The 22,352-nt window shown below is 70.0% G+C and carries 20 protein-coding genes and 1 pseudogene; 9 read left to right on the top strand and 12 right to left on the bottom strand.

From position 1 onward, the window contains the following. The 3 genes from BR31_RS28700 to BR31_RS28695 all read left to right on the top strand — a co-directional run. Positions 1-644, top strand: a 644-nt coding sequence (locus BR31_RS28700) for an SDR family NAD(P)-dependent oxidoreductase (protein ID WP_037176706.1), incomplete at its 5' end; no start/stop codon positions are given. A gap of 39 nt (positions 645-683) precedes the next feature. Beyond that, positions 684-1,217 carry a MarR family winged helix-turn-helix transcriptional regulator gene (locus BR31_RS0114375; protein ID WP_027501573.1) on the top strand — a complete coding sequence of 178 codons (534 nt, stop codon included), beginning with the start codon at positions 684-686 and terminating at the stop codon, positions 1,215-1,217. A 27-nt stretch (positions 1,218-1,244) separates the two neighbouring features. Continuing rightward, positions 1,245-2,123, top strand: coding sequence for an acetate and sugar kinases/Hsc70/actin family protein (locus BR31_RS28695; RefSeq protein WP_156042487.1), 879 nt, complete (start codon positions 1,245-1,247; stop codon positions 2,121-2,123). Between the two features lie 13 nt (positions 2,124-2,136). On the opposite strand, the gene BR31_RS0114365 is transcribed toward BR31_RS28695, so the two are convergent. Genes BR31_RS0114365 through BR31_RS0114345 form a run of 5 tightly spaced genes read right to left on the bottom strand, consistent with a single transcriptional unit; the run spans position 2,137 to position 7,649 of the window. Then, positions 2,137-2,913 (bottom strand): enoyl-CoA hydratase, encoded by a 777-nt coding sequence (locus BR31_RS0114365; protein WP_027501572.1) that lies wholly within the window; start codon positions 2,911-2,913, stop codon positions 2,137-2,139. Next, positions 2,910-3,824, bottom strand: coding sequence for a 3-hydroxyisobutyrate dehydrogenase (gene mmsB / locus BR31_RS0114360; protein WP_027501571.1), 915 nt, complete (start codon positions 3,822-3,824; stop codon positions 2,910-2,912). The genes BR31_RS0114365 and mmsB overlap by 4 nt, the downstream gene beginning before the upstream one ends. Continuing rightward, positions 3,821-4,990, bottom strand: coding sequence for an enoyl-CoA hydratase/isomerase family protein (locus BR31_RS28690; protein WP_081830483.1), 1,170 nt, complete (start codon positions 4,988-4,990; stop codon positions 3,821-3,823). The genes mmsB and BR31_RS28690 overlap by 4 nt, the downstream gene beginning before the upstream one ends. Then, positions 4,987-6,135 carry an isobutyryl-CoA dehydrogenase gene (locus tag BR31_RS0114350; RefSeq protein WP_027501570.1) on the bottom strand — a complete coding sequence of 383 codons (1,149 nt, stop codon included), beginning with the start codon at positions 6,133-6,135 and terminating at the stop codon, positions 4,987-4,989. The genes BR31_RS28690 and BR31_RS0114350 overlap by 4 nt, the downstream gene beginning before the upstream one ends. A gap of 8 nt (positions 6,136-6,143) precedes the next feature. After that, on the bottom strand, positions 6,144-7,649 hold the full coding sequence (locus tag BR31_RS0114345; RefSeq protein ID WP_027501569.1) for a CoA-acylating methylmalonate-semialdehyde dehydrogenase: 1,506 nt from the start codon (positions 7,647-7,649) through the stop codon (positions 6,144-6,146). Positions 7,650-7,954: 305 nt separating this feature from the next. Between BR31_RS0114345 and BR31_RS0114340 the strand changes: the two genes are divergently transcribed. Continuing rightward, complete coding sequence (locus tag BR31_RS0114340) at positions 7,955-9,607, top strand: sulfatase family protein (protein WP_027501568.1); 1,653 nt, start codon at positions 7,955-7,957, stop codon at positions 9,605-9,607. Positions 9,608-9,729: 122 nt separating this feature from the next. Further along, on the top strand, positions 9,730-10,503 hold the full coding sequence (locus BR31_RS0114335; protein WP_027501567.1) for an SDR family NAD(P)-dependent oxidoreductase: 774 nt from the start codon (positions 9,730-9,732) through the stop codon (positions 10,501-10,503). A 10-nt stretch (positions 10,504-10,513) separates the two neighbouring features. On the opposite strand, the gene BR31_RS28685 is transcribed toward BR31_RS0114335, so the two are convergent. Continuing rightward, positions 10,514-11,266: an SWIM zinc finger family protein gene (locus BR31_RS28685; protein ID WP_051637425.1), complete on the bottom strand. Its 753-nt coding sequence runs from the start codon at positions 11,264-11,266 to the stop codon at positions 10,514-10,516. Beyond that, positions 11,263-14,112 carry a DEAD/DEAH box helicase gene (locus tag BR31_RS0114325; RefSeq protein ID WP_027501566.1) on the bottom strand — a complete coding sequence of 950 codons (2,850 nt, stop codon included), beginning with the start codon at positions 14,110-14,112 and terminating at the stop codon, positions 11,263-11,265. Before BR31_RS0114325 ends, BR31_RS28685 begins: the two co-directional genes overlap by 4 nt. A gap of 104 nt (positions 14,113-14,216) precedes the next feature. Between BR31_RS0114325 and BR31_RS0114320 the strand changes: the two genes are divergently transcribed. From BR31_RS0114320 to BR31_RS0114305, 4 genes are all read left to right on the top strand, one after another. Then, positions 14,217-14,534, top strand: coding sequence for a hypothetical protein (locus BR31_RS0114320; protein WP_027501565.1), 318 nt, complete (start codon positions 14,217-14,219; stop codon positions 14,532-14,534). A 98-nt stretch (positions 14,535-14,632) separates the two neighbouring features. Then, positions 14,633-15,577 carry an esterase/lipase family protein gene (locus BR31_RS0114315; protein WP_027501564.1) on the top strand — a complete coding sequence of 315 codons (945 nt, stop codon included), beginning with the start codon at positions 14,633-14,635 and terminating at the stop codon, positions 15,575-15,577. 110 nt (positions 15,578-15,687) lie between these two features. Then, a complete protein-coding gene (locus BR31_RS0114310; protein ID WP_027501563.1) occupies positions 15,688-16,149 on the top strand; it encodes a hypothetical protein in 462 nt (153 codons plus the stop codon). Positions 16,150-16,204: 55 nt separating this feature from the next. Next, a complete protein-coding gene (locus tag BR31_RS0114305) occupies positions 16,205-17,035 on the top strand; it encodes a shikimate 5-dehydrogenase (protein WP_027501562.1) in 831 nt (276 codons plus the stop codon). A 15-nt stretch (positions 17,036-17,050) separates the two neighbouring features. Here the strand turns inward: BR31_RS0114305 and BR31_RS32240 are convergent, their stop codons facing one another. The 5 genes and pseudogenes from BR31_RS32240 to nagB form a co-directional block, all read right to left on the bottom strand. Next, positions 17,051-17,914, bottom strand: a complete 864-nt coding sequence (locus BR31_RS32240; RefSeq protein ID WP_037176695.1) for a sulfurtransferase — start codon at positions 17,912-17,914, stop codon at positions 17,051-17,053. Next, positions 17,900-18,391, bottom strand: a pseudogene (locus BR31_RS32235) (O-acetyl-ADP-ribose deacetylase); the annotation flags it as partial. The pseudogene BR31_RS32235 and the gene BR31_RS32240, both read right to left, overlap by 15 nt. An 82-nt stretch (positions 18,392-18,473) precedes the next feature. Then, the gene (locus tag BR31_RS0114295; protein WP_081830481.1) at positions 18,474-20,039 is read right to left on the bottom strand and encodes a molybdopterin-dependent oxidoreductase; all 1,566 of its coding nucleotides are present in this window, start codon (positions 20,037-20,039) and stop codon (positions 18,474-18,476) included. Positions 20,040-20,124: 85 nt separating this feature from the next. Further along, positions 20,125-21,390: a serine hydrolase domain-containing protein gene (locus BR31_RS28680; RefSeq protein WP_051637424.1), complete on the bottom strand. Its 1,266-nt coding sequence runs from the start codon at positions 21,388-21,390 to the stop codon at positions 20,125-20,127. A 90-nt stretch (positions 21,391-21,480) separates the two neighbouring features. After that, on the bottom strand, positions 21,481-22,260 hold the full coding sequence (gene nagB, locus BR31_RS0114285; protein ID WP_027501559.1) for a glucosamine-6-phosphate deaminase: 780 nt from the start codon (positions 22,258-22,260) through the stop codon (positions 21,481-21,483). Positions 22,261-22,352: the final 92 nt, after the last annotated feature.

Genomic DNA, 22,352 nt, shown 5'->3' with positions numbered 1-22,352 from the left:
AGGCGCTCGCCGTGCGCTGCGACGTCACCGACCCCGACGACCTCGAACGCCTGGCCGCGGTGACCGCCGACAGGTTCGGGTCGGTGCGCCTGCTGGTCAACAACGCGGGCGTCGACAGCACCGGACGGCTGTGGGAGCTCTCCCCGGAGCGGTTCGAGCGCGTCCTCGGGGTCAACGTCACCGGCGTCTTCCACGGGATCCGCGCGTTCGTCCCGCGGATGCTCGCGGACGGTGGACCCGCGCACATCGTCAACACCGCCTCGATCGGGGCCGTCACCACGGTCCCCACCCAGGCCGCCTACTGCGCCAGCAAGCACGCGGCGCTGGCCATGACGGAGTGCCTGGCAATCGAACTCGCCGCCGAGCAGGCGCCGATCACGGTCGCGGCGCTCCTGCCGGGACCGGTGCACACCGCGATCTACGAGTCCGCCGCGTCGGACGGTTCGGCCGGCGCCGCCACCAGGGACCGGATGGAGGCCTTCCTGCGCGAGAACGGGGTGACCCCGGAGCAGGCCGCGAACACGATGTTCGAGGGACTGGCCGCGGGGCAGTTCTGGATCTACACCCATCCCGAACGCGCCGACGACCTGTTGCGCCTGCGCGCCGACCGCCTGACGGGGCACCTGACGCCGACCGCGCCCTGAGATACCTGCAGGTGGCGGTCGGCGTGGGATGATGGCGGAATGCCGCCTTCGTCACCGTTACCACTCGATCCGATCGAGGAGGCCCACCGCCAATGGGAGGAGCACGGCTGGGGCGACGTCGCGGACGGGATGGCCGCCGTCACCTCGCTGATGCGTGCTCAGCAGATCATGATGGCCCGGGTCGAGGAGGTACTCAAGCCGACCGGGCTCACCTTCTCGCGGTACGAACTGCTCACACTGCTCACCTTCACCCGGACCGGCGCCTTGCCGATGGCGAAGGCCAGCGCGCGCCTGCAGGTGCACCCGACCAGCGTGACCAACGCCGTCGATCGACTCGAATCCGCGAAACTCGTTCGCCGAGTTCCGCATCCGAGCGACCGTCGCGCTACTCTGATCGAAATCACCCAGGCCGGCCGCGATTTGGCCCTGACGGCCACCGAGCAGCTCAACACCCAGGTCTTCGCTCAACCCGGATTGTCCGCCGATAAGCTCGACACCCTCGTGCGGATTCTCGCGGAGCTCCGCCGTAGCGCGGGCGACTTCGACACCGGGGACGCACCCAGCAAGTGGTGAGCTGATCAGCGAGCGAGGAGTGCGACGTTGGTGCTGGTTCTTGGCGTGTCGGCGGGCGCTAGTGGAGCCCGCGCGGTGCTGGCGTTGTCGGATCGCCCGCATCACGAACCGGTGGCGCGCTGCGATGTTCGGCGTCGGCCGGGCACGACCATCGGTGAGCCGGTCATCTCCGCGATCCGCACCCTGCGCGCCACCGCCGTAGAGCAGGCCGCGATCATCGGTGCGACCGCGGTGACGCTGCGCACCGGCATCGACCCCGACGTGGTGGAGAACGCCACCGCGGCGACCACCCGACAGCACGTGCGGGTGGTCCCCGAAACCTCGGCCCAGTTGCGGTATCTCAGGTTCACCGGCCGACTGCCGCGCCGCGGCTCGGTCCTGCTCTATGACGTGGGGAGCTCGGGACTGGCCGCCTGCGTTGCGGACCCGGCGTCCGGCGAGGTGCTGGCCTCGCGCCGCAGCGCGGTGGTCGGCGGCGACCAGTTCGACCGTTTGGTGCAGCAGCACCTGGCGGGCCGCGGGATCCGGCTCGAGCAGGCGGCGTGCCGCGATCTCAAGGAGCAGCTCGGGTTCGAGCGGATCGTCACGGCGAAGGACCCGGAGACCGGCGCCTGCCAGGTCCTGACGAACAACGACCTGGCGGGGCTGGCCGCAGACGCCGTCGCCCACTCGAGCACGGTGCTGCGCAGCATGATCCGCGAATCGGGCAGCACCCCGTCGTCGATCGTGCTGCTCGGGGGCGGTGCCCACACCCCGACCCTCGGTTCGCGACTGGAGGCGCTGCTGCGGATCCCGGTGGTCCTGCCACCGGAACCGGCCTCGGTGGCGGGGCGAGGAGCGGTGCTCCTCGCCGCCGCCACCGGAATGCCGTCCTCGCACCGAGGTTCGGCGCTGAGCGGTTGGTGAAACTCGGCGCTGCCTAGCTGTTGGTGAACTCGGGCGCCCGCTTGTCCACGAACGCCGCCATGCCTTCCTTCTGGTCCGCGGTCGCGAACGTCGAGTGGAACACCCTGCGCTCGAACCGGACACCCTCGGCGAGGGTGGTCTCGAAGGACCTGTTGACGCTCTCCTTGGCCATCATCGCGATGGGCAGCGACATCTCGGCGATGGTGGTCGCCGTCGCCAGCGCCTCGGTGAGCAGGTCGGCCGCGGGCACGATCCGCGAGACCAGGCCCGCGCGCTCGGCCTCCTCCGCGTCCATGTTGCGTCCGGTCAGGCACAGGTCCATCGCCTTCGCCTTGCCGACGGCGCGGGTCAACCGTTGCGAGCCACCGATTCCCGGGATCACCCCGAGCTTGATCTCCGGCTGGCCGAACTTGGCGTTGTCCGCGGCAAGGATGATGTCGCACAGCATGGCCAGCTCACAGCCGCCGCCGAGCGCGTAGCCGGCAACCGCGGCAATGGTGGGCTTGCGAGCCGAGGCGAGGCGATCCCACGCCGCGAACCAGTCGTCGAGGTACATGTCCATGTACGACTTCGGCGCCATCTCCTTGATGTCGGCACCCGCGGCGAAGGCCCGCTCAGATCCGGTGATGAGGATCGCGCCGATCTCCGGATCACGGTCGAGGTCGGTGACCGCGGCCACGACCTCGCCCATCAGCTGGGCGTTGAGCGCGTTGAGCGCCTTCGGCCGGTTCAGGGTGATGACGCCGACCCTGCCCTTGCGTTCGAGCAGGATGGTCTCGAAGTCGCTCACGCGTTCTCCTCGTTCGCACGTCGGCGGATGTCGTTGACGATGGCAGAGAAGTCCAGCGTGCCGCCGGTCTCCTCGTGGAACCGGGAGTAGATCTCCGCGGCCCGAAGCCCGAGCTCGCCCGGAACGCCGTTGCCGCGCAGGGCGTTCGCGGCCAGGCCGAGATCCTTGTCCATCAGGGCGGCCGCGAAACCCGGCTGGTAGTCGTTGTTCGCCGGGCTGGTCGGCACCGGGCCGGGCACCGGGCAGTAGCTAGTCAGGGCCCAGCACTGACCCGACGCGTTGGACGCCACGTCGAACAACGCCTGGTTGCTCAGGCCCAGCTTCTCGCCGAGCACGAACGCCTCGCTGATCGCGATCATGGACACGCCGAGGATCATGTTGTTGCAGATCTTCGCGGCCTGGCCGACCCCGGACGCACCGCAGTGGACGACCTTGGCACCCATCACCTCGAGCAGCGGCCGCGCGGACTCGAAGTCCGCCTCGTCCGCGCCGACCATGAACGCCAGGGTGCCCGCGGTCGCGCCTGCCACGCCACCGGAGACCGGGGCGTCCATGCCGCGGTGCCCGGCCTTGACCGCGAGATCGTGTGCCTGGCGGGCATCCGCGACGTCGATGGTCGAGCAGTCGATGAACAGCGTGCCGGGGGCCGCGGCCTCGAGCAGTCCGCCCTCGTACAGTCCGAGCACGTGCTTGCCGCTTGGCAGCATCGTGATCACGATGTCCGCCCCCGCTGCGGCGTCGGCGGCGGACGCGACGACCGTGATGCCGTCACGGGTGGCCTGTTCCAGTGCCGCGGGCACCAGGTCGAAGCCGTTGACCTGATACCCGGCCTTGGCCAGGTTCGCGGCCATCGGACCGCCCATGTGACCGAGACCGATGAAGCCGATCCGGAGGTTGGCTGCGGCGCTCATGACTTTCCTTCCCCAACGCTGCTGAGTTCCTGGATGTTGCCGAGAGTGTGAGAGCTGTTGGTGTTTCCACCGGGAGCGAGGCCGAGCTCGGATGCCCCGAGACCCGCGAAGAACCGATCCACCTGCTCGTCCGTGACCTCCTCCAGGGTGGCAGGCGACCAGGCGGGATTGCGGTCCTTCTCCACCACCTGCGCGCGGATGCCCTCGACGAGGTCGTGGGAATCCAGGCAGGCCGAGGACACCCGGTACTCCTGGTTCAGCACCTCCTCGAGGCTGCCGAGGTCGCGGGAGCGGCGCAGCGAGCGCAGCGTCACCTTCGCCGCGGTCGGCGACTTGGTGAGGATCTGCTCGGCGGCGTCGAGGGCCGCCGGGATCCCGCTGTCCCGCAGCCGCGAGACGATCTCCTCGACGGTGTCCGCCGAGTAGGCATCGCCGATCCATCCGCGCTGCGCCAGCAGCGCGGATTCGGGTGCGGGCTCGGTGAACTCCTCAAGCGCACGCTCGAGGGGCCCGGCGGCGAGTGCCTCGAGGAAGGCGGGCACGCGGCCGGAGGGGATGAAGTGGTCGGCCAGCCCGCAGGCGATGGCGTCGCCCGCGGTCAGCCGCGCGGTGGTCAGCGCAATGTGGGTGCCGAGCTCACCAGGAGCACGCGAGAGCAGGTACGTGCCGCCGACGTCGAGCACGAATCCGATTCCGGCCTCGGGCATTCCGATCATCGAGCGCTCGGTGACGATCCGGACGCAGCCGTGCGCGGACACCCCGACGCCGCCGCCCATCACGATGCCGTCCATGATCGCGACGTATGGCTTGGGGTAGCTCGCGATCGCGGCGTTGAGCACGTACTCGTCACGCCAGAACTCGCGCGATCCGTCGCCGCCGTCCTGGGCGTCGTGGTAGATCGAGACGATGTCGCCGCCTGCGCAGAGCCCGCGCTCCCCCGCGCCGGTGAGCACCACCGCGCGCACCTCGTCGTCGTAGAACCACTCCGCCAGCGCCGCGGCGAGCTGGTGCACCATCGAGTGGTTGAGCGCGTTGATCGCCTTGGGCCGGTTCAGGGTGAGCAGGCCGAGACCGTCGCGCTTGTCGACGATCACCTCCGCCTCGGTGACCTCCGGTGTGCCCGCGCTCACGCCGCTGGGTTCGATGGCGCCATTCGCTTCGCTCATGCCGCTCCCGCCGTTCCGACGACGGAGCGGGCGATGACCACTCGCATGATCTCGTTGGCGCCCTCGAGGATCTGGTGGACCCGCAGATCACGCACGATCTTCTCCAATCCGTACTCGGACAGGTAGCCGTACCCGCCGTGCATCTGTAGTGCCTTGTTGGCGACGTCGAATCCGGTGTCGGTGGCGAATCGCTTTGCCATCGCGCAGAGTTCGACCTTGTCGTTCGCGTCCTCGTCGAGCGCGGCCGCGGCCCGCCACAGCAGGGTGCGCGCGGCCTCGAGTTCGGTGCGCATGTCCGCGAGCTGGAACTGCAGCGCCTGCGAGTCGAGCAGCGGCGAGCCGAACGCCTTGCGCTCGGCCAGGTGGTTCACCGCCTTCTGCAGCGCAGCCTGGCCGCCGCCGACCGAGCACGCCGCGATGTTCAGCCGGCCGCCATTGAGCCCGGACATCGCGATGCGGAATCCGTCGCCCTCGTGACCGAGCAGGTTGGCAGCGGGCACCCGCACCTCGTCGAGGATCACCTGGCGGGTCGGCTGCGCGTTCCAGCCCATCTTCTTCTCGTTGGCTCCGAAGGACAGGCCCTCGGCGCCCTTGGGGACGATGAACGCCGAGATGCCCTTGGCGCCGGCCGATCCGGTCCTGGCCATCACCACGTACACGTCGGAGGTGCCCGCGCCGGAGATGAACTGCTTGACCCCGGTGAGCAGGTAGTCGTCGCCGTCCCGCACGGCCTTGGTGCTCAGGGCCGCGGCGTCGGAACCGGCACCCGGCTCGGTCAGGCAGTAGCTGCCGAGGTTCTCCATCGAGGCGAGGGCAGGCACCCACTGGTGGCGCTGCTCGTCGGTCCCGAAGGAGTCGATCATCCAGGTGACCATGTTGTGGATGGACACGTAGGCGGCGATGGACGGGCAGCCCTTGGCGAGCTGCTCGAAGATCCGGACGGCGTCGAGCCGGGTGAGCCCCGACCCGCCGACGTCCTCGCTGATATAGATCCCGCCCATGCCGAGCGAGCCGGCCTTGCGCAGCACATCCACCGGGAAGTGCTTGGTCTGATCCCATTCGATCGCGTTGGGCGCCAAGTACTCCGAGGCGAAGTCCCGAGCGGTGTCGCTGATCGCCCGCTCGTCAACGGTCAGGGTGAACATGGTGATTCCTAGTCCATCGTCGGGATGACGAAGTGGTTGGTGGCGTGCTCCTTGGTTCCCGAGGGCCAACGCTGCGTGACCGTCTTGGTCTTGGTGTAGAAGCGGAAGGAGTCCGGGCCGTGCTGGTTGAGGTCACCGAATCCGGACCGCTTCCAGCCGCCGAAGGTGTGGTACGCGATCGGCACGGGGATCGGGACGTTGACGCCCACCATGCCGACGTTGACGCGAGCGGTGAAGTCGCGGGCGGTGTCGCCGTCGCGGGTGAAGATGGAGACGCCGTTGCCGTACTCGTGCTCGGTGGGCAGGCGCAGCGCCTCTTCGTAATCGGCGGCGCGAACCACCTGAAGGACGGGGCCGAAGATCTCTTCCTTGTAGATGCGCATGTCCGAGGTGACATTGTCGAAGAGGGTGGCGCCGGCGAAGAACCCGCCTTCGTGGCCCTCGAGGGTGAAGCCGCGGCCGTCGACGACCGGCGTTGCGCCCTCGTCGATGCCGATCTGCACGTAGTTGTTGACGCGGTCGAGAGCGTCCTTGCTGACCAGCGGACCGAAGTCGGCGGTCTCGTCGTCGCTGCGACCGATCTTCAGCTTCGCGACGCGCTCCTTCAGCTTCGCGACGAGAGCGTCTGCCGTCTCCTCGCCGACGGGAACTGCGACCGAGATGGCCATGCAACGCTCACCGGCACTGCCGTAGCCGGCACCGATCAGGGCGTCGGCGACCTCGTCGAGGTCGGCGTCGGGCATCACGATGGCGTGGTTCTTCGCGCCGCCGAAGCACTGCGCGCGCTTGCCGTGGGCGGCCGCGGTCTCGTAGATGTACTGCGCGATCGGGGTCGAGCCGACGAAGCCGACCGCCTTGACCCGGTCATCGGTGAGCAGCACGTCGACGACCTCCTTGTCGCCGTTGACCACGTTGAACACGCCTGCGGGCAGACCGGCCTCGACGAACAGCTCGGCGATGCGCAGCGGCACCGAGGGGTCACGCTCGGACGGCTTGAGGATGAACGCGTTGCCTGCGGCGAGCGCCGGCCCCGCCTTCCACAGCGGGATCATCGCCGGGAAGTTGAACGGAGTGATGCCCGCGACGACCCCGAGCGGCTGGCGCATCGAGTACACGTCGATGCCGGTGCCCGCGGACTCGGTGTACTCGCCCTTGAGCAGGTGCGGGGCACCGAGCGCGAACTCGATGACCTCGAGGCCACGCTGGATGTCGCCCTTGGCGTCGGGAATGGTCTTGCCGTGCTCGGACGACAGCAGTCGCGCGAGCGAGTCCATCTCCAGCTGCACGAGCTGGAGGAACTTCATCAGCACGCGGGCACGCTTCTGCGGGTTGAACGCGGCCCACTCACGCTGGGCGTCCACCGCATTGGCGATGATCGCCTCGGTCTCGGCCTTGTCCGCGAGCGGCACCCGCGACTGCACCTCGCCGGTGTTGGGGTCGTAGACGTCGCCGAACTTGTCAGAGGTGCCGGGGACGCGCTTGCCGCCGACGAAGTGGGTGAGTTCCTGAACCATTTTCTTGGACCTGTTCTCGCTAGGGCGAATGCCCGCGCCGACCCCATGGCAACCCACGGGCGCGCGGTGCGGAGTTCCGGATATGTTGCCATCCTATAGTTGGATGTCCATGTATGTCTAGGGGTGGCGCCGACCAGGCGAGAATCCCGGACCCGTCGAACAAGATCATCCGAAACCGGGGGTACGGACGCCGCAGGCGGAGAACAATCACCGTCACGAGGTGCCGGCCGGACCGCCACCGGGCGCACGCGAATGGGCAAGAACCTGTCAGCTGCACTCTCTCGTCCCAGGATGGAGATCGCCCGATGGAGCCTCAGACCGAACCACCCCACTGCTCGGACGAGTCCGCCGGAATCTCCACGCCGACGACCCGCCGAACCTTCCTCGGCGCCGCGGGCGCGCTGGTCGCGGCTGGCATGGCGGGAATCGGCTCGACCGGGCCGAGGGCGACGGGGGCGGAGGGGTCCGGCATCCCCCTCAGGCGCCCGAACATCGTTGTCATCATCACCGACCAGGAACGGCGCCCGATGTTCTGGCCGGACGGCTGGGCGGACCGGAACCTGCCCAACCGCAAGCGGCTGTCCGACCGGGGACTCACCTTCACCCGCGGCTTCTGCAATGCCGCGATGTGCTCACCCAGCCGCAGCACCTTCTTCACCGGGCTCTTCCCCGCGCAGCACGGCGTCACCGCCACCCTCACCGAGGGCGGCACCGTGTCCCCGACCGAGCCGACGCTGCCGCTCGGCATCCAGAACATGGCCAAGCTGCTGTCGTCGGCCGGCTACAACGTGCACTACCGCGGCAAATGGCACATGAGCAAAGGATCAGGGGGCGGCGATCCGTCCAGCGCCGACGTCGCCGCGTACGGGTTCCGGGGTTGGGTTCCGCCCGAGGGCGGGCAGGACACCAACCCCGACCACTTCGGCGGCGGCTGCGCCGACCTGGACACCGGCTACGCGGCGCAGGCGGTGGACTTCGTCCGCGACGTCGATTCGAGCACCCCGTTCGCGCTCATCGTCTCGTTCGTCAACCCGCACGACGTGCTCGCGTACCCGCAGACCTGGGACGCGATCAACGGCACCTGCAACAACTACGGCTCCGACGCGCCTGCGGTGTTCGAGCAGGGCATCGAGCTACCGCCGACCTACGACGAATCGCTGGCGCTGAACTTCAAGCCCACCGCACAGATCCAGTCCGAGCTGCTGCTCGCGGCCGGTCTCGGCCCGCTGATCGGGCCGAACGCCGCCCGCAACTACGTGAACTTCTACGCCTACATGCACAAGGTGGTCGACGAGCACATCGGGGCGGTGCTCGACGCGCTCGAGTCGCGGCCCGGGATGCGCGAGTCGACGATGGTCATCCGCATGTCCGATCACGGCGAGATGGGCATGTCCCACGGCGGCCTGCGCCAGAAGGTGTTCAACACCTACGAGGAGACGCTGCGCGTCCCGATCGTCGTGAGCAATCCCGTCCTGTTCCCGACGCCGGTCCAGTCCGACGCGATGGCGTCCCTCATCGACGTGATGCCCACGCTGGCCACCCTCGCCGAGGTTCCCGATCGAGGGGCATGGGACTTCCGCGGCACCGACCTGACGCCGGTGATCGCCGACGCGGCCGCCAACCCCGGCAACCCCACCGCGACCGTGCAGGACGAGATCGTGTTCACCTACGACGACCAGAACTGCGCCGTGCCCGACGGGCAGTTCCTCGTCACCCAGCCCAACCACATCCGCTGCGTGCGCGACACCCGATGGAAGTACTCCGCATACTTCGATCCCGCGGGCGCGATCCCGCCGCAGTTCGAGCTCTATGACCTCGAGACGGACCCGCTCGAGATGCACAACTGCGCCAACCCCCTCAATCGGGCCTTCTACGACCCGCGCCAGTCCGCGCTCATGCACGAGCGGCTGGTGGCCGCGATGGCACGCACCGGGACCACGCCCGCCCGCGGCCTGTAGGCGGCTGCGCCGCCCGTGAGTCCTTCCGGCCCGCTACGGGACCAAAAGGACTCACGGGCGGCGTAGCCGCTGAGCGGGACGAGGGGGTTGTGGGCGTCCCCGGGCAGGCAGACGCTGGGTACATGTCTGAATCCACCAAGCCCTCCCTCACGACCGCCGTCGTCGTCACCGGCGGCGCGTCCGGCATCGGCCTCGCCTCCGCCCGCGCGCTCGCCGAGGCAGGCCGCCCCGTCGCGCTCTGGGACCTCAACGAGGCCAAGGCCAAGTCCGAGGCCGACGCCATCGCCGCCGAGTTCGGCGTCGCCGCGATCGGCGTCGGCGTCGACCTGAGCAACCCGGACCTGTACGCGGACGCGCTGGCCACCACCCGCGCCGCGCTGCCGAACATCGGCGGCCTCGTACACGCCGCCGGCGTCGTCGACCAGGGCTCGCTCGAGGGCGTCACCGTGGACGTGTGGGACCTGGGCATCAACACCCACCTGCGCCCGCTGGTGCTGCTGACCAAGGAACTGCTGCCGGACTTCCAGGCCAAGCCGGGCTCGGCGATCGTCGGCATCTCGTCGATCAACGCCCACCTCGGCAACGCGATCAACCCGGTCTACTCCGCGGCCAAGGGCGGCATGCTCGCGGTCGTGCGCTCGCTCGCCGACCGGCTCGGCCCCGAGGGCATCCGCATCAACTGCGTCTCCCCCGGCCAGATCCTCACCCCGATGCTGCAGCCGACCGTCGACCTGCTGCCCCCGGGCACCTTCGAGCGCCGCATCCTGCTCGAGCGCCTCGGCAAGCCGGAGGAGGTGGGCCGCGCCGTGCGGTTCATGCTCTCCGACGAGGCCAGCTACATCACGGCCAGCGAGCTGGTCGTCGACGGCGGCAACATCTCCTCGCAGCGCATGTAGCTGCCGGGCCTCAGTGCCCGCCCAGGATCCGGTAGGTGGCCGTCAGCTCGCGCAACGCGGCGGCCACCACCGGCTCCTCCACCCCGCCCGCCCGCAGTGCCCGGCGCAGCGGCTCCGGGGTGAGATCGTCCGGCGCGGGCCGGAACTCGACCCGCGGCAGCGGCGGCAGCTCGATCCGGTCACCGAAGTAGTCGTCGAGATCGGGGGCGGACTCCGCATCGTCCCCGTCCGAGTCGAACGAGCGGATCAGGGTGTCGAGGTCGAGCCCGCGGAGGGTGAGGATGACCAGCGGCTCGGTGTCCAGCCGCTGCGCGGTGAGGTAGACGACGGCCGCCGCGTGCTTGCACGGCCAGCCCTGGTCCGGGCAGGTGCACCCGAAATCCAGCTCGCCGGACTCGGTGGGCAACAACAGATCCCCCAGCTCGATCGGCACAGTGCCCGAGGCGAGGGTGGCGAGCATGCCGGGCGTCGAACGCACCCGGTCGATCAGCATGTCGACGGTGTCGGGGTCGAGCGGGCCGAGGGTGAACGTCGCGGTGAAGGGGTCGATCTGACTGCCCTGCACCTCGCCGACCACCGCGCCCGGCGCGATGCGGTAGCTGATCACCTGTCCCGCGCGGGCAGAGCCGCGCCCGCGGGCGATCCGGCCGGAGTCGGCGATCCGCTCCATCGAGGACACCAACGCGCGACCCCACCAGGACTGGGCAAAGGGGCCGCCGCGCGACGTGCCGAACTGGCTGAAATCGGTTCGACGCCGGTTCATTCCCCCACCGCCTCCTCGCCGAGCATCATCAGTTCGCGGAGCTCGTCGGTGGACATCTCGGTGATCCAGTTCTCACCGGTGCCGACGGCGAGGTCCGCCAGTTCCGACTTGCTCGCCAGCATCGCGTCGATCCGCTCCTCGAGGGTGCCGACGCACACCAGCTTCCTGACCTGCACGTCGCGGCGCTGACCGATCCGGAAGGCCCGGTCGGTGGCCTGGTTCTCGACCGCGGGGTTCCACCAGCGGTCCAGGTGCACAACGTGATTGGCCGCGGTGAGGTTGAGCCCGGTACCGCCTGCCTTGAGTGAGAGCAGCATGACGGGCGCGGCGTCCCCACCCTGGAATCCCTCCACCATCGCATCGCGCCTGGCCCGCGACACCCCACCGTGCAGGAACGGCACCTCGGCACCGAACCGCTCGGCCAGATACGGGGCCACGAGCGAGCCGAACTCGCGGAACTGGGTGAACAGCAGCGCACGCTCGCCGTCGGCGAGCACCGACTCCAGGATGTCCTCGACGAGGCCGAGCTTGCCGGACCGGTGGCTGCCGCGACGCAGCATCGGCGAGCCGTCGCCGAGGAAGTGGGCCGGGTGATTGCACACCTGCTTGAGCCGGGTCAGCGCCGCGAGCACCGCGCCCTTGCGGGCCGCGCCCTCGGTGTCCCTGATCCGCTCCATCATGTCGTCGAGCACGGCCCGGTAGAGGGAGGCCTGCTCGGCGGTGAGGTTCGCGCGCACGGTCATCTCGAACTTCTCCGGCAGGTCCGAGATCACCTCGGGATCGGTCTTGACCCGACGCAGCACGAACGGTGAGGTCACCGTCCGCAGCCGCGCCAACGCGCCCTCGTCGTGCTCGCGTTCGATGGGGACGGCGAACCGGGCCCGGAACTGCTGGGCACTGCCGAGCATTCTCGGGTTCACGAAGTCCAGGATCGAGCGCAGCTCGTCGAGCCGGTTCTCGACGGGTGTGCCGGTGAGCGCGAGCCGGTGCGCCGCCGGGATGGCCCGGGCCGCCCGCGCCTGCGCGGTGCCCGAGTTCTTGACATGTTGGGCCTCGTCGAGCACCACCCGGCGCCAGCTCTGCTCCCCGAGGACGGCCGTGTCCCTGGCCAACAGCGCGTAGGTGGTGATCACCAGGTCGTGTTCGGCCACCACCGCGGTCAGCTGCTCGCCGCGCAGCCGGTCGGTGCCGTGGTGGACGAGTACCCGCAGGTCAGGCGTGAACCGGGCGGCCTCGCGCTGCCAGTTCCCGACCACGGACATGGGACAGACGAGCAGGGTCGGCCCCTGGCGATGCGTCCCCGCGGCGCGTTCGTGGGCGAGCAGCGCGAGCAGCTGCACCGTCTTGCCGAGGCCCATGTCGTCCGCGAGCACCGCACCGAGCCCGAGGTCGCTCATGAACACGAGCCAGTCCAGCCCGCGCCGCTGATAGGGCCGTAGCCGTGCCTCGAGCCCGGGCGGCTGCGGCACGCTTGTCGGCCGAGCTCCCGAATCGAGCAGTCCCGCAACCCAACCGGTGGTGGTGATCTCCTCCACCGGCACCGGCGGCGGTTCCGGGGCGGTGAGCTCGCCAAGGAGGTCGGCGAGCGTGTTCCCACCGGCGCCGGCCTGCCGGACGACGTACTTGGCGGCCCGCGCGAGGACGGTCTTGTCGGCCTGCACCCACTGTCCACGCAGCCGGACCAGGTCGGTCTTGGCCCGGGTCAGCTGCGCCATCTCGGCGGGGGTGAGCACCATGTCCCCGAGCGCGAGCTCCCAGTTGTAGGCGACGAGCTGGTTCATCCCGACCGCGCGGTCCTCGGTGTCGGCCGCCACCGGCGGGCTGGTGACCCGCAGCCGCAGCGACGGGGCCACCACGCTCCATGCGCGCGGCAGCATCAAGGTGACGCCCGCGTCGGCCAGCACCTGGGCCCCGTGCGCGACCAGGTCGGTCACCACCTCCAACGGCAACAGCAGGTCCAGGCTGTCCGGGTCCGACGGCACCGCACGGAGCATCGGGTAGGCGGCCATCGCCTCGGCGAGCTTGCGCACGCCGACCGTGAGGGCCTTGGGATCGCCCAGGTGCACCGGCACCGGGCTGGGCGCCTCGCCCTCGGGCCGCAGGCAGACCTGCAGCCGCCAGAGCACGGGGGCGTCGTCCTCGACCGCGAGCTCGTCGTCGTCCTCCGGTTCGAGCAGCCGCAGGACCAGGTCCGGCTCGTCCACGGTGAGGCTCTGCCGCCACTGCTGCAGATCGGTGGCGATCCGTTGGGTGCCCTCCGCGAACGGGGTGCCCGCGGCGAGCGCCGCGAGCAGCGGGTGCTCGCCGCCGTCCCGCTCGCCGAGCAGGTCGCGCACGATCGGATCGGTGATCTCGAAGACGAAGTCCTCGAGGACCTTTCGCGCACCGGCCGATCCGCGGAGCACGGCGGGCGTCGCCGCCGCCAACTCCGAGATCCAGGCCCGCTGCCGATCGCCGCCCACGAGCCGCCACCGGGCCCACCACTGGCCGTCCGCGCGTTCGAGCTCGGGCACCACCCGGCCCGCCCGGACCCAGCTCCGCACTCCCCTTGCGACGTGCGCGAGGAACCGCAGGTCGCCGGGGAGACCGGGAACCGGGCCGGCGGGGAGGTCGAGCAGCAGCGCGGCCGCGGCGGGCGGCGCCAGCGCGAGGGCGGGCACCGTCACCTCGCCGAGGGTGCCGTCGCCGTTCGGCAGCGACACGGTGACCCGGTGCCGGAACCTGCGGCCAAGGGCCCGCCGCAGCGAGGCGGGCAGGTCCTCGATGTCGTCGTCCGCAGGCTCGGGTGCACCGCCGTCTCGCCACAGCATCAGCCCCGATCCGGGGGACCACACCGCGTGCACCATCCGCCCATCCAATCAGGCAGCCACGACAGGTTCCGATGGCGCTGGATTAATCCGTCTGACCAGCGGGATAATGGGCCATTGACGGATCGCGTCGGGAGCGAGAGATGACCATCTTGGTTCAGGTGCTCGAACAGGGCTACTCGCACAGCACGCCGTGGCAGCAGCGGAGATACCAGTTCGTCGACGCCGCGCACATCGTCGGCCTGCGGCTGGACGGGCAATCCGGCGTGTGGCTGGACATGACCAGGCCCGGCGAGTCGCACCAGTTGGCGCTCACGCCCTCGCCCGACCTCTCGATCTACTTCCTGATGCGGGTCTTCGACGACATCGCGAACTGTGAGCGCCAGGGCGGCTCCTGGTTGATCGGCCACGACGGCAGCAACCTCGAGTCGATCACCGCCACCCGGTTCCCGATGCCCTGACCGCGCCTGCCCGATTTCACCCCTATGCAACCAACCGAGCACTTGCTAGGTTGCTGTGATCCGCAATCACAGTGATCCATCCAACAATTGGGGGGTAAATGTTCCGGGCATCACGCACCGCGGCCCTGATCGCGACGCTGGCCGCACTGGTCCTGCCGTTCGCAGCGGGAACGGCCCAGGCCGAGCCGCTACCCGAGAACTACAACTTCTTCGCGGGGATCCCCGACGAGCTGGCCAACCCCGGCGGCTCGCTGCCCGGCTCGAACGACTTCGGGTGCAAGCCCACCGCCGAGCACCCGCGCCCGGTGGTGCTGGTGCACGGCACGGGCGGCGGGCAACAGACCAACTGGGGCGCCTACGTCCCGATGCTCAAGAACGCGGGCTTCTGCGTGTTCGCCCTGACCTACGGGGCGATCCCCGGCGCACCATGGCCGATCTCGGCGATCGGCGGGATGGGTCCGCTCGAGAACAGCGCCGGTGAGTTCAAGACCTTCGTCGAGCGGGTGCTGTCCGCCACCGGCGCCCAGACGGTGGACGTCGTCGGCCACTCGCAGGGCACGCTGATCCCGACGTACTACCTCAAGCACCTCGGCGGCCAGGGCAAGATCACCAACTACGTCTCCGTCGCGCCGCCGTGGCTGGGCCTGACCACCCTGGGCGTCGACGCGCTGCCCGCCTTCGCCGAGAAGTTGGGCATCCCCGAGACCTCGATCCCCGTATGCCAGGGCTGCGGGGAGATGACCGCCGATTCGGCACTGATCAAGAAGATCAACGCCGGTGGCACCCCCTACGTCAAGGGCGTGAACTACACCAACATCTCCACCCGGTACGACGAGGCGATCGCCCTGCCTCAGGGCCAGGTGCCCGGGCCTCCCGGCTACACGGTGAACAACATCGTCGTGCAGGACACCTGCGCACAGGACTACTCCGAGCACGCCGCCGTCGCCGGCTCCAAGCGCGCGGCGTACATGGTGTTCAACGCCCTCGATCCGGCGCACCGGCGCGAGGTGCCGTGCACGTTCGTCCCGCCGTTCACGGGCTGACCGTCCGGGTCGGTGACCGCGGACACGCTGTCCCGGTCACCGATCCGCACCGGCGTCGGCGCCGCGCCGCTGTACGGTCGGACCACTGTCCGACGGCGATCCGGAGCACTATGTCTCTCATCACGCTTGGCAGGTCGATCGCGATCAGCGCACTGGTGCTGGCTGGGTTGTTCAGTGCCGGCACCCCGGCGACGGCGAATCCGACGCTGGACAGGTGGGTGAACATCCCGGACACGGCGACCGTCGCTCACGGAGTCGCCTGCGGCGGCCGAATCGGAGGCGTCACCGTTGCCACGGACCAGCTCCCCGGGCTGGTCTACGTTCGACTGAACGCGACGTTCGTCGGCATCTCGACGACGCCCGGAGTGCTGTGCTCGGTGTTTGCAACGCTGCACTGGCGCAACCTGGGTACCGGCGCTGCCGGATCGTGGTCCACCGAGGTCAGTGGAGGGCTGATCGACTTCCCGGCTGAGCCGTGGACACACCTCGAGACAGGCTCCGGCCGCGTCGAGGTCACGCTGACCACCGATCGTCCGCACGTCCCCAGCGTCACCGAGATCAACGTGTATTGAGTCGTCCGGCCGACCAGGTGGACTACCGGCCGTCACCGGCGATAGCGTCGAGCAGGTGAGCCGATCCATCCGAGACGCCCTGACCAAGGACACCCGCCTCTGCATGTCCCTCGCGGCGCGGCCGTCGAACATCGGGACCCGGTTCCACAACTATCTCTATGAGGAACTCGGCCTGGACTTCGTCTACAAGGCGTTCACCACCACCGACCTGCCCGCCGCCATCGCGGGCATCCGGGCCCTCGGCATCCGCGGCTGCGGCGTCTCGATGCCGTACAAGGAGGCCTGCATCGAGCACGTCGATGTGATGCACGATTCGGCCGCCGCCATCGCCTCGGTGAACACCATCGTGAACTCCGGCGGTGTGTTGCACGCCTACAACACCGACTACGAGGCGGTCGCGACGCTGCTCGCCGAGCACCGGGTCCCCTCGACGCTGACCGCCGCCGTCGCGGGTAGCGGCGGGATGGCCAAGGCCGTGGTGGCGGCATTGCGCGACAACGGGTTCGGCGAGGTGACGGTCATCGCGCGCAATGAGGTCACCGGGCGGGCGCTCGCCGACCAGTACGGCTTCGACTGGCGCGCGGAACTGGGCGAGCTGCGGCCGGGGCTGCTGGTGAACGCCACCCCGATCGGGATGTCCGGCGGGCCAGGGGCCGAGCTCTCCCCCTTCCCCGACGAGGCCATCGGCGCGGCCGACGCGGTGTTCGACGTGGTCGCCGTGCCGCCGCAGACCCCGCTGATCCGCGCGGCGACCGAGCTGGGCAAGACCGTCATCACCGGCGCCGAGGTGATCGCGCTGCAGGCCGCCGCCCAGTTCGAGCTCTACACCGGGGTGCGCCCGACCCCCGAGCAAATCCGCAGGGCCTCCGAGTATTCGCGGTCCTGACCGGGCGGGCCGGGCCTACGGGGTGGGTCCGGTCGCCGCGGGACGTCCCTGGTCGCCGGACCACTGCGACCACGAGCCCGGGTACAGGGCCGCCTCGATCCCGGCGATGGCGAGCGCGGCGATCTGATGCGCGGCCGTCACCCCCGAACCGCAGTAGACCGCGACCGGCGCCGAACCGTCGGCGCCCAGCCCGGCGAACCGTCGGCGTAGCACCTCGGCGTCCGCGAATCGTCCGGCGCCGTCCAGGTTCTCGGTCGTCGGGGCGCTGCGCGCACCCGGGATGTGGCCCGCGCGCGGGTCCACCGGCTCCACCTCGCCGCGGTATCGCTCGGCGGCGCGGGCGTCGAGCAGCACCCCGTCCGCCGCGAGCTCGGCGGCCTCGCCCGCCGTGACCGTCGGCAGGTGTCCGGCGGTGAGCACCACGTTCCCGGTCCGCACCGGTTGGCCCGCACCGGATTCCAGTTCGAGCCCCGCCGAGGTCCAGGCGGACAGACCGCCGTCGAGCATCCGGACGTCGGACACCCCGGCCCAGCGCAACAACCACCATGCGCGCGCGGCTGCGGTGTTCCCGGTGGCGTCGTAGACGACGACGGCGGCGCCGGTGTCGATCCCCCACCGTCTTGCCGCGGACTGCAGGTCGGCGACCTCCGGGAGCGGGTGCCTGCCGAGTTCGGGCGCGGGCGGCGCGGCCAGCTCGGTTTCCAGGTCCACGAACGCGGCGCCGGGAATGTGGCCGTCGTGGAAGTGCCCCCGGCCGTTCGGGTCGCCGAGCGCCCAGCGGACGTCGAGCAGCACCGGCGGTCGGGGTCCGTCCAGCCGGGCCGCGAGTTCCTCGGCGGAGACGAGCACCCCGAGCTCGCGCCGCAGCAGCTCGGCCATCGGCTCGCCGAACGCGACGAAGGTGACCGTCCGCACCGAGGTGCCGGAGCGGCGCACCGCGGAGACCGCCTGACGCACGGCGTCGGCGTGCGGCCAGCCGTAGACACCAGCCGAGATCAGCGGAAAGGCCACCGTCCGCGCGCCCAGCTCGTCGGCGATCTCGAGGCTGCGGGTGTAGGCCGAGCGCAGCACGGCCGAACGGTCCTCGTCGGCCGAGTACACCGGGCCAACTGTGTGAATCACCCAGCGCGCGGGCAGATCTCCCGCGGTGGTCGCGACGGCGTCGCCCGCGGGCAGGCCGTCCGGCAGCGTGCTCGCGCGCAGCCGGCGACACTCCTCGAGGATGCTCGGCCCGCCCACCCGGTGGATGGCTCCGTCCACTCCGCCGCCGCCGAGCAGTCCGGAGTTCGCCGCGTTCACGATCGCGTCCGCCCGGGCGGTGGTGATGTCCCCGCGAATCACCTCGATAGCCACCATGGCCACACCGTACCTCCGCCGAGTGTGCAGTTGCCGTGGCAAACCCCCAGGAAGCGCGACAGCAGTTGCACACTCGGCGGGGTCAGCGCACGGTGATGGTGCGGCTGTGCCAGCCGGTGGCGCCGTCGGGGATCGGCGCGGTGCGCTCCTCCACCTGCACGTTGCCGTCGAGGTCCGTGGCGCGCGCCTGCACGTTGTGCACGCCCGCGGGTGCGTCCCATTGCCAGCTCCACTGGCGCCAGGTGTCGATGGAGTACTCCGGCGCGAGGGCCGCGGGCTGCCACGGGCCCTCGTCCACCCGCACCTCCACCCGCTCGATGCCGCGGTGCTGCGCCCAGGCGGTGCCCGCGACCGTCACCGGTCCCTCGGATACCGGGGCGAACGCCGCGGGCACGTCGATCCGGGAGGCAGTCTTGATCGGCGCCCGGTCTCCCCATCCGCGCTTGGTCCAATACGCCTGTGCCCGATCGAATCTGGTGAGCTCCCAGTCGACGACCCACTTGGTGGCCGAGACGAAGCCGTACAGTCCCGGCACCACCTGGCGGACCGGGAACCCGTGCTCGAGTGGCAGCGGCTCGCCGTTCATCGCGATGGCGAGCAACGCGTCGCGGCCGTCCCGCAGCACCTGGACTGGCGTGCCGACGGTGAAGCCGTCGACGCTCGTCGACAACAGCATGTCCGCGTCGGCCTGCACCCCGACCTCGTCGAGGAGATCGGGGATCGGGAAGCCGACCCAGGTGGCATTGCCCGCCAGTTCGCCGCCCACCTCGTTCGAGACGCAGGTCAACGTGATCCGACGCTCGATGGGTGTCCGCCGCAGCAACTGGTCCCAGCCCAGCGTGACCTCGCGATCGACCATGCCGTGGATGCGCAGGCGCCACTCCTCGGTCGTCAGGCGGGGCACCTGCAGCGCGGTGTCGATGCGGTAGAAGTCCGGGTTCGGGGTGATGAACGAGGTCGCGCCGGGGATCTCCAGGTCGGCCCCGGGCGGGATGGGTGCCGCCCGGTCCGCGACCACGGGGACCTTCACCCGGCGCCTGTTCTCGAGCACCCCGCTCAGCCGCTGGTTCATCTGCCGCCCTGCGACGCCCGCGGCGGCGGCCACCGCGACGGCGACCGACGCGAGCACCAGGAACCGACGCCGTCCCATCCCCCCGTCGCTGCCGCGCCAGGGTTGGTCGAGTTGGGCGGTGAGCAGCCTCAGCACCGCGATGCCCAGGATCACCCCGACCACCGTTGGCAGAACATCGGCCCCGCTCGCGCCCGGCCGGTTGTAGGCGGCGTACATCCCGACCAGTCCGAGCCCGGCGAGGATCGCGCTGCCGTACGGCCGCGACGGCCGTTCGACGATGCCCGCGACCGCGGCGATCACCGCGATGAGGACCGACATCCCGATGAAGAGCGCCGGCTTGTCGTTGGTGCCGAAGGTGGTGATGGCGAACTCCCTGGCCCAGGCCGGGCTGCGGTCGACGGTGGTCGATCCGACCGCGAAAAAGGGCGAGGACTCCGGCCCGGTCAGCGCCGACAACAGTTCGCCGACCCCGAGCACCACGCCTGCGGCGATCACCCCGGACACCGCCCGCGTGATCAGCCGCAACGTTCGGGCAGCGCGGCCCCCGTCCGTGGACGTCGAGCTCGTTGCCGGCATGCCCGCCTCCGTTCCCTTGCATGGTAGTTCGCAAGGTCTTCGGAGCCGATGGGTCGCGCGGATGGGCGCAGGCGGGCGCCCCTGGTCAGCGGGTGGGCTCGGTCGACTGGGTTGTCGCCTCCGGGGTCGTCGTCTCCGGGGTCGCCTCGGCCGCGCTCAGCCGGTAGACGTGTTCCGGGGAGATGATCTCGGTGATCGCCGCCGCCAGCTGGGTGCTCGGCTCGCTGCCCTCGTAGGCGATGTCGGTGTTGATCATGATGACGAGGGTCGTCTTCTGCTCCGGCAGGTAGACCGTCACGGTCTGATACCCGGGCAGGCTGCCGTTGTGCCCGATCCAGCCGGCGATGTCGAACACGCCGAGGCCGTAGCCGACGTCGGCTGGGTAGCCCGGCGCGTTCACCGTCTCGAGCCGTTGCGCCTGCGTCTCCGGCTTGAGCAGCGTGCCGGTCGCGAGCACCGGTCCCCAGATGTGCATGTCCTCGAGGGTCGAGATCATCGCGCCCGCGGCCCAGCCCCAGGACGGATCCCAGTCGGTGGCCGTGGATTCCTTGCCGTCGGCGGTCTGCACGGTGTACCCCTGCGCATGCGGCTCAGGGAACGCGTTTGTGGTGGGGAAGATCGTCTTCTCCATGTGCAGCGGTTGGAGGATCCGCTCGCTGATGTAGTCCGACAGCGACAGTCCGCTCTCCTTCTCCACCACGAGTCCCAGCAGCACATAGTTGGTGTTGCAGTACTGGAATCCCTGGCCGGGCGGGAAGGTCGCCGGTTGCGCGAACGCATAGCCCAGCAGTTGCTGCGGGGTGAAGGGCGCCTTGGGATCTGCGAAGAACGCCTGCTGGAACTCCGGGCTCTCCGAGTAGTTGGCCAACCCGCTCTGCATGCGGGCCAGGTCCCGGATGGTGATCTGATCGCCGGCGGGGACGCCGTCGATGTACTTCGAGATGGGGTCGTCGAGACCCACCTTGCCCTCGTCCACCAGCTGCAGGATGGCGGTGGCCGTGAAGGTCTTGGTCAGGCTGCCGATCCGGGTGTAGAAGTCGGTCTTCATCGGCACGTCGGTGGACTTGTCGGCGACGCCGAATGCCTTGACGTACTTGCCGTCCGGACCCCAGACACCGACTATCGCGCCGGGCACGGACGTCTTCTTCATCGTCGCGTCGATGGCGTCGTCCAGGCGTTGGGCCACGCCCGAATCCATCTCCGCGCTCGGTTCGGCGCCCGCAGGGGTGGTGGTGGCCGATTGGTCCGAGGTCGATTCGTCTGAGCATCCCGCTGCTATCAGCAGGGTGACGGCCGCCGCCGCCAACAATCCCCGCCGCCGGTGTGTCCTGGTCACGACCTGTGCTGTCATCGCCGGGTCCCGTCGTCAGACGTGCAGTTGCCTGCAGAACCTACTCCGCACCGACCGGTCCCGCCCCCGTTTGGCGCAAGGACCGTCGTCTCAGAACTGCTGCCAGGTCGGCTTGTGCCGCAGCGTGTACCGGTAGTAGTCGGCCAACGCGAGCCGGTTCGCCGCCGCCTCGTCGACGACCACGGTCGCGTGCCGGTGCAGTTGCAGCACCGACGCTGGGCAGAACGCGGTCAGCGGGCCCTCCACCGCCGCGGCGATGGCGTCCGCCTTGCCCGCCCCCACCGCGATCAGCACCAGGTGCCGGGCCTCGCCGATGGTGCCGAGGCCCTGGGTCAGCACGTGGTGGGGGACGTCGTCGACGCTGCCGAAGAAGCCGGCGTTGTCGAGGCGGGTCTGCTCGGTGAGCGTCTTGATGCGCGTCCGTGAGGTCAACGACGACCCCGGCTCGTTGAAGCCGATGTGCCCGTCGCTGCCGATCCCGAGCAGCTGCAGGTCGATGCCGCCTGCCGCGGCGATCGCGGCGTCGTAGCGGGCGGCCTCCGCGGCCAGGTCGGGCGCCCGTCCGTCGAGGCCGTGCAGCCGGTCGGGGTCGAGGCCCACCCGATCGACGAATTCGGACCTGATCACGGAGAAGTAGGACTGTTCATGGCTCTTCGGGAGCCCGACGTACTCGTCGAGCAGGAACACCCGGGTGGACGAGAAGTCCAACCCGTCGTCGTGATGCCGCCGGATCAGCTCGCGGTAGCTGCCGAGCGGCGACGATCCGGTCGCGAGACCCAGCGTCGTCGGGCCGGCGCGCACGGAGCGCTCGACGATGTCGGCGACGGTCGAGGCGACTTCGTCTGGCGTGGACCGGATCACGATCTCCATGTCGTTTCCACCCTACCGACGCCAGCCGTGGGGCGGCCGAGTGTGCAGTTTCCGGGGCAAACGCCCAGGTAGCGCGGCGGCAGGTGCACACT

Source organism: Rhodococcus sp. UNC363MFTsu5.1 (assembly GCF_000686785.1).
In the GTDB taxonomy this organism is placed as follows: Bacteria; Actinomycetota; Actinomycetes; order Mycobacteriales; family Mycobacteriaceae; genus Rhodococcus_G; species Rhodococcus_G maanshanensis.
The sequence above is the reverse complement of the archived record's forward strand: the minus strand, read 5'-3'. Positions and strand labels throughout refer to the sequence as shown.

Coding starts and splice junctions, on each gene's coding strand:
- BR31_RS0114320 (WP_027501565.1), top strand. CDS start 14,217: ATGACCATCTTGGTTCAGGTGCTCGAACAGGGCTACTCGCACAGCACG.
- BR31_RS0114335 (WP_027501567.1), top strand. CDS start 9,730: ATGTCTGAATCCACCAAGCCCTCCCTCACGACCGCCGTCGTCGTCACC.
- BR31_RS28680 (WP_051637424.1), bottom strand. CDS start 21,390: ATGACAGCACAGGTCGTGACCAGGACACACCGGCGGCGGGGATTGTTG.
- mmsB (WP_027501571.1), bottom strand. CDS start 3,824: ATGAGCGCCGCAGCCAACCTCCGGATCGGCTTCATCGGTCTCGGTCAC.
- BR31_RS0114310 (WP_027501563.1), top strand. CDS start 15,688: ATGTCTCTCATCACGCTTGGCAGGTCGATCGCGATCAGCGCACTGGTG.
- BR31_RS28690 (WP_081830483.1), bottom strand. CDS start 4,990: ATGAGCGAAGCGAATGGCGCCATCGAACCCAGCGGCGTGAGCGCGGGC.
- BR31_RS0114375 (WP_027501573.1), top strand. CDS start 684: ATGCCGCCTTCGTCACCGTTACCACTCGATCCGATCGAGGAGGCCCAC.
- BR31_RS0114345 (WP_027501569.1), bottom strand. CDS start 7,649: ATGGTTCAGGAACTCACCCACTTCGTCGGCGGCAAGCGCGTCCCCGGC.
- BR31_RS32240 (WP_037176695.1), bottom strand. CDS start 17,914: ATGGCCGAGCTGCTGCGGCGCGAGCTCGGGGTGCTCGTCTCCGCCGAG.
- BR31_RS28685 (WP_051637425.1), bottom strand. CDS start 11,266: ATGAACCGGCGTCGAACCGATTTCAGCCAGTTCGGCACGTCGCGCGGC.
- nagB (WP_027501559.1), bottom strand. CDS start 22,260: ATGGAGATCGTGATCCGGTCCACGCCAGACGAAGTCGCCTCGACCGTC.
- BR31_RS0114350 (WP_027501570.1), bottom strand. CDS start 6,135: ATGTTCACCCTGACCGTTGACGAGCGGGCGATCAGCGACACCGCTCGG.
- BR31_RS0114315 (WP_027501564.1), top strand. CDS start 14,633: ATGTTCCGGGCATCACGCACCGCGGCCCTGATCGCGACGCTGGCCGCA.
- BR31_RS0114340 (WP_027501568.1), top strand. CDS start 7,955: ATGGAGCCTCAGACCGAACCACCCCACTGCTCGGACGAGTCCGCCGGA.
- BR31_RS0114325 (WP_027501566.1), bottom strand. CDS start 14,112: ATGGTGCACGCGGTGTGGTCCCCCGGATCGGGGCTGATGCTGTGGCGA.
- BR31_RS0114295 (WP_081830481.1), bottom strand. CDS start 20,039: ATGCCGGCAACGAGCTCGACGTCCACGGACGGGGGCCGCGCTGCCCGA.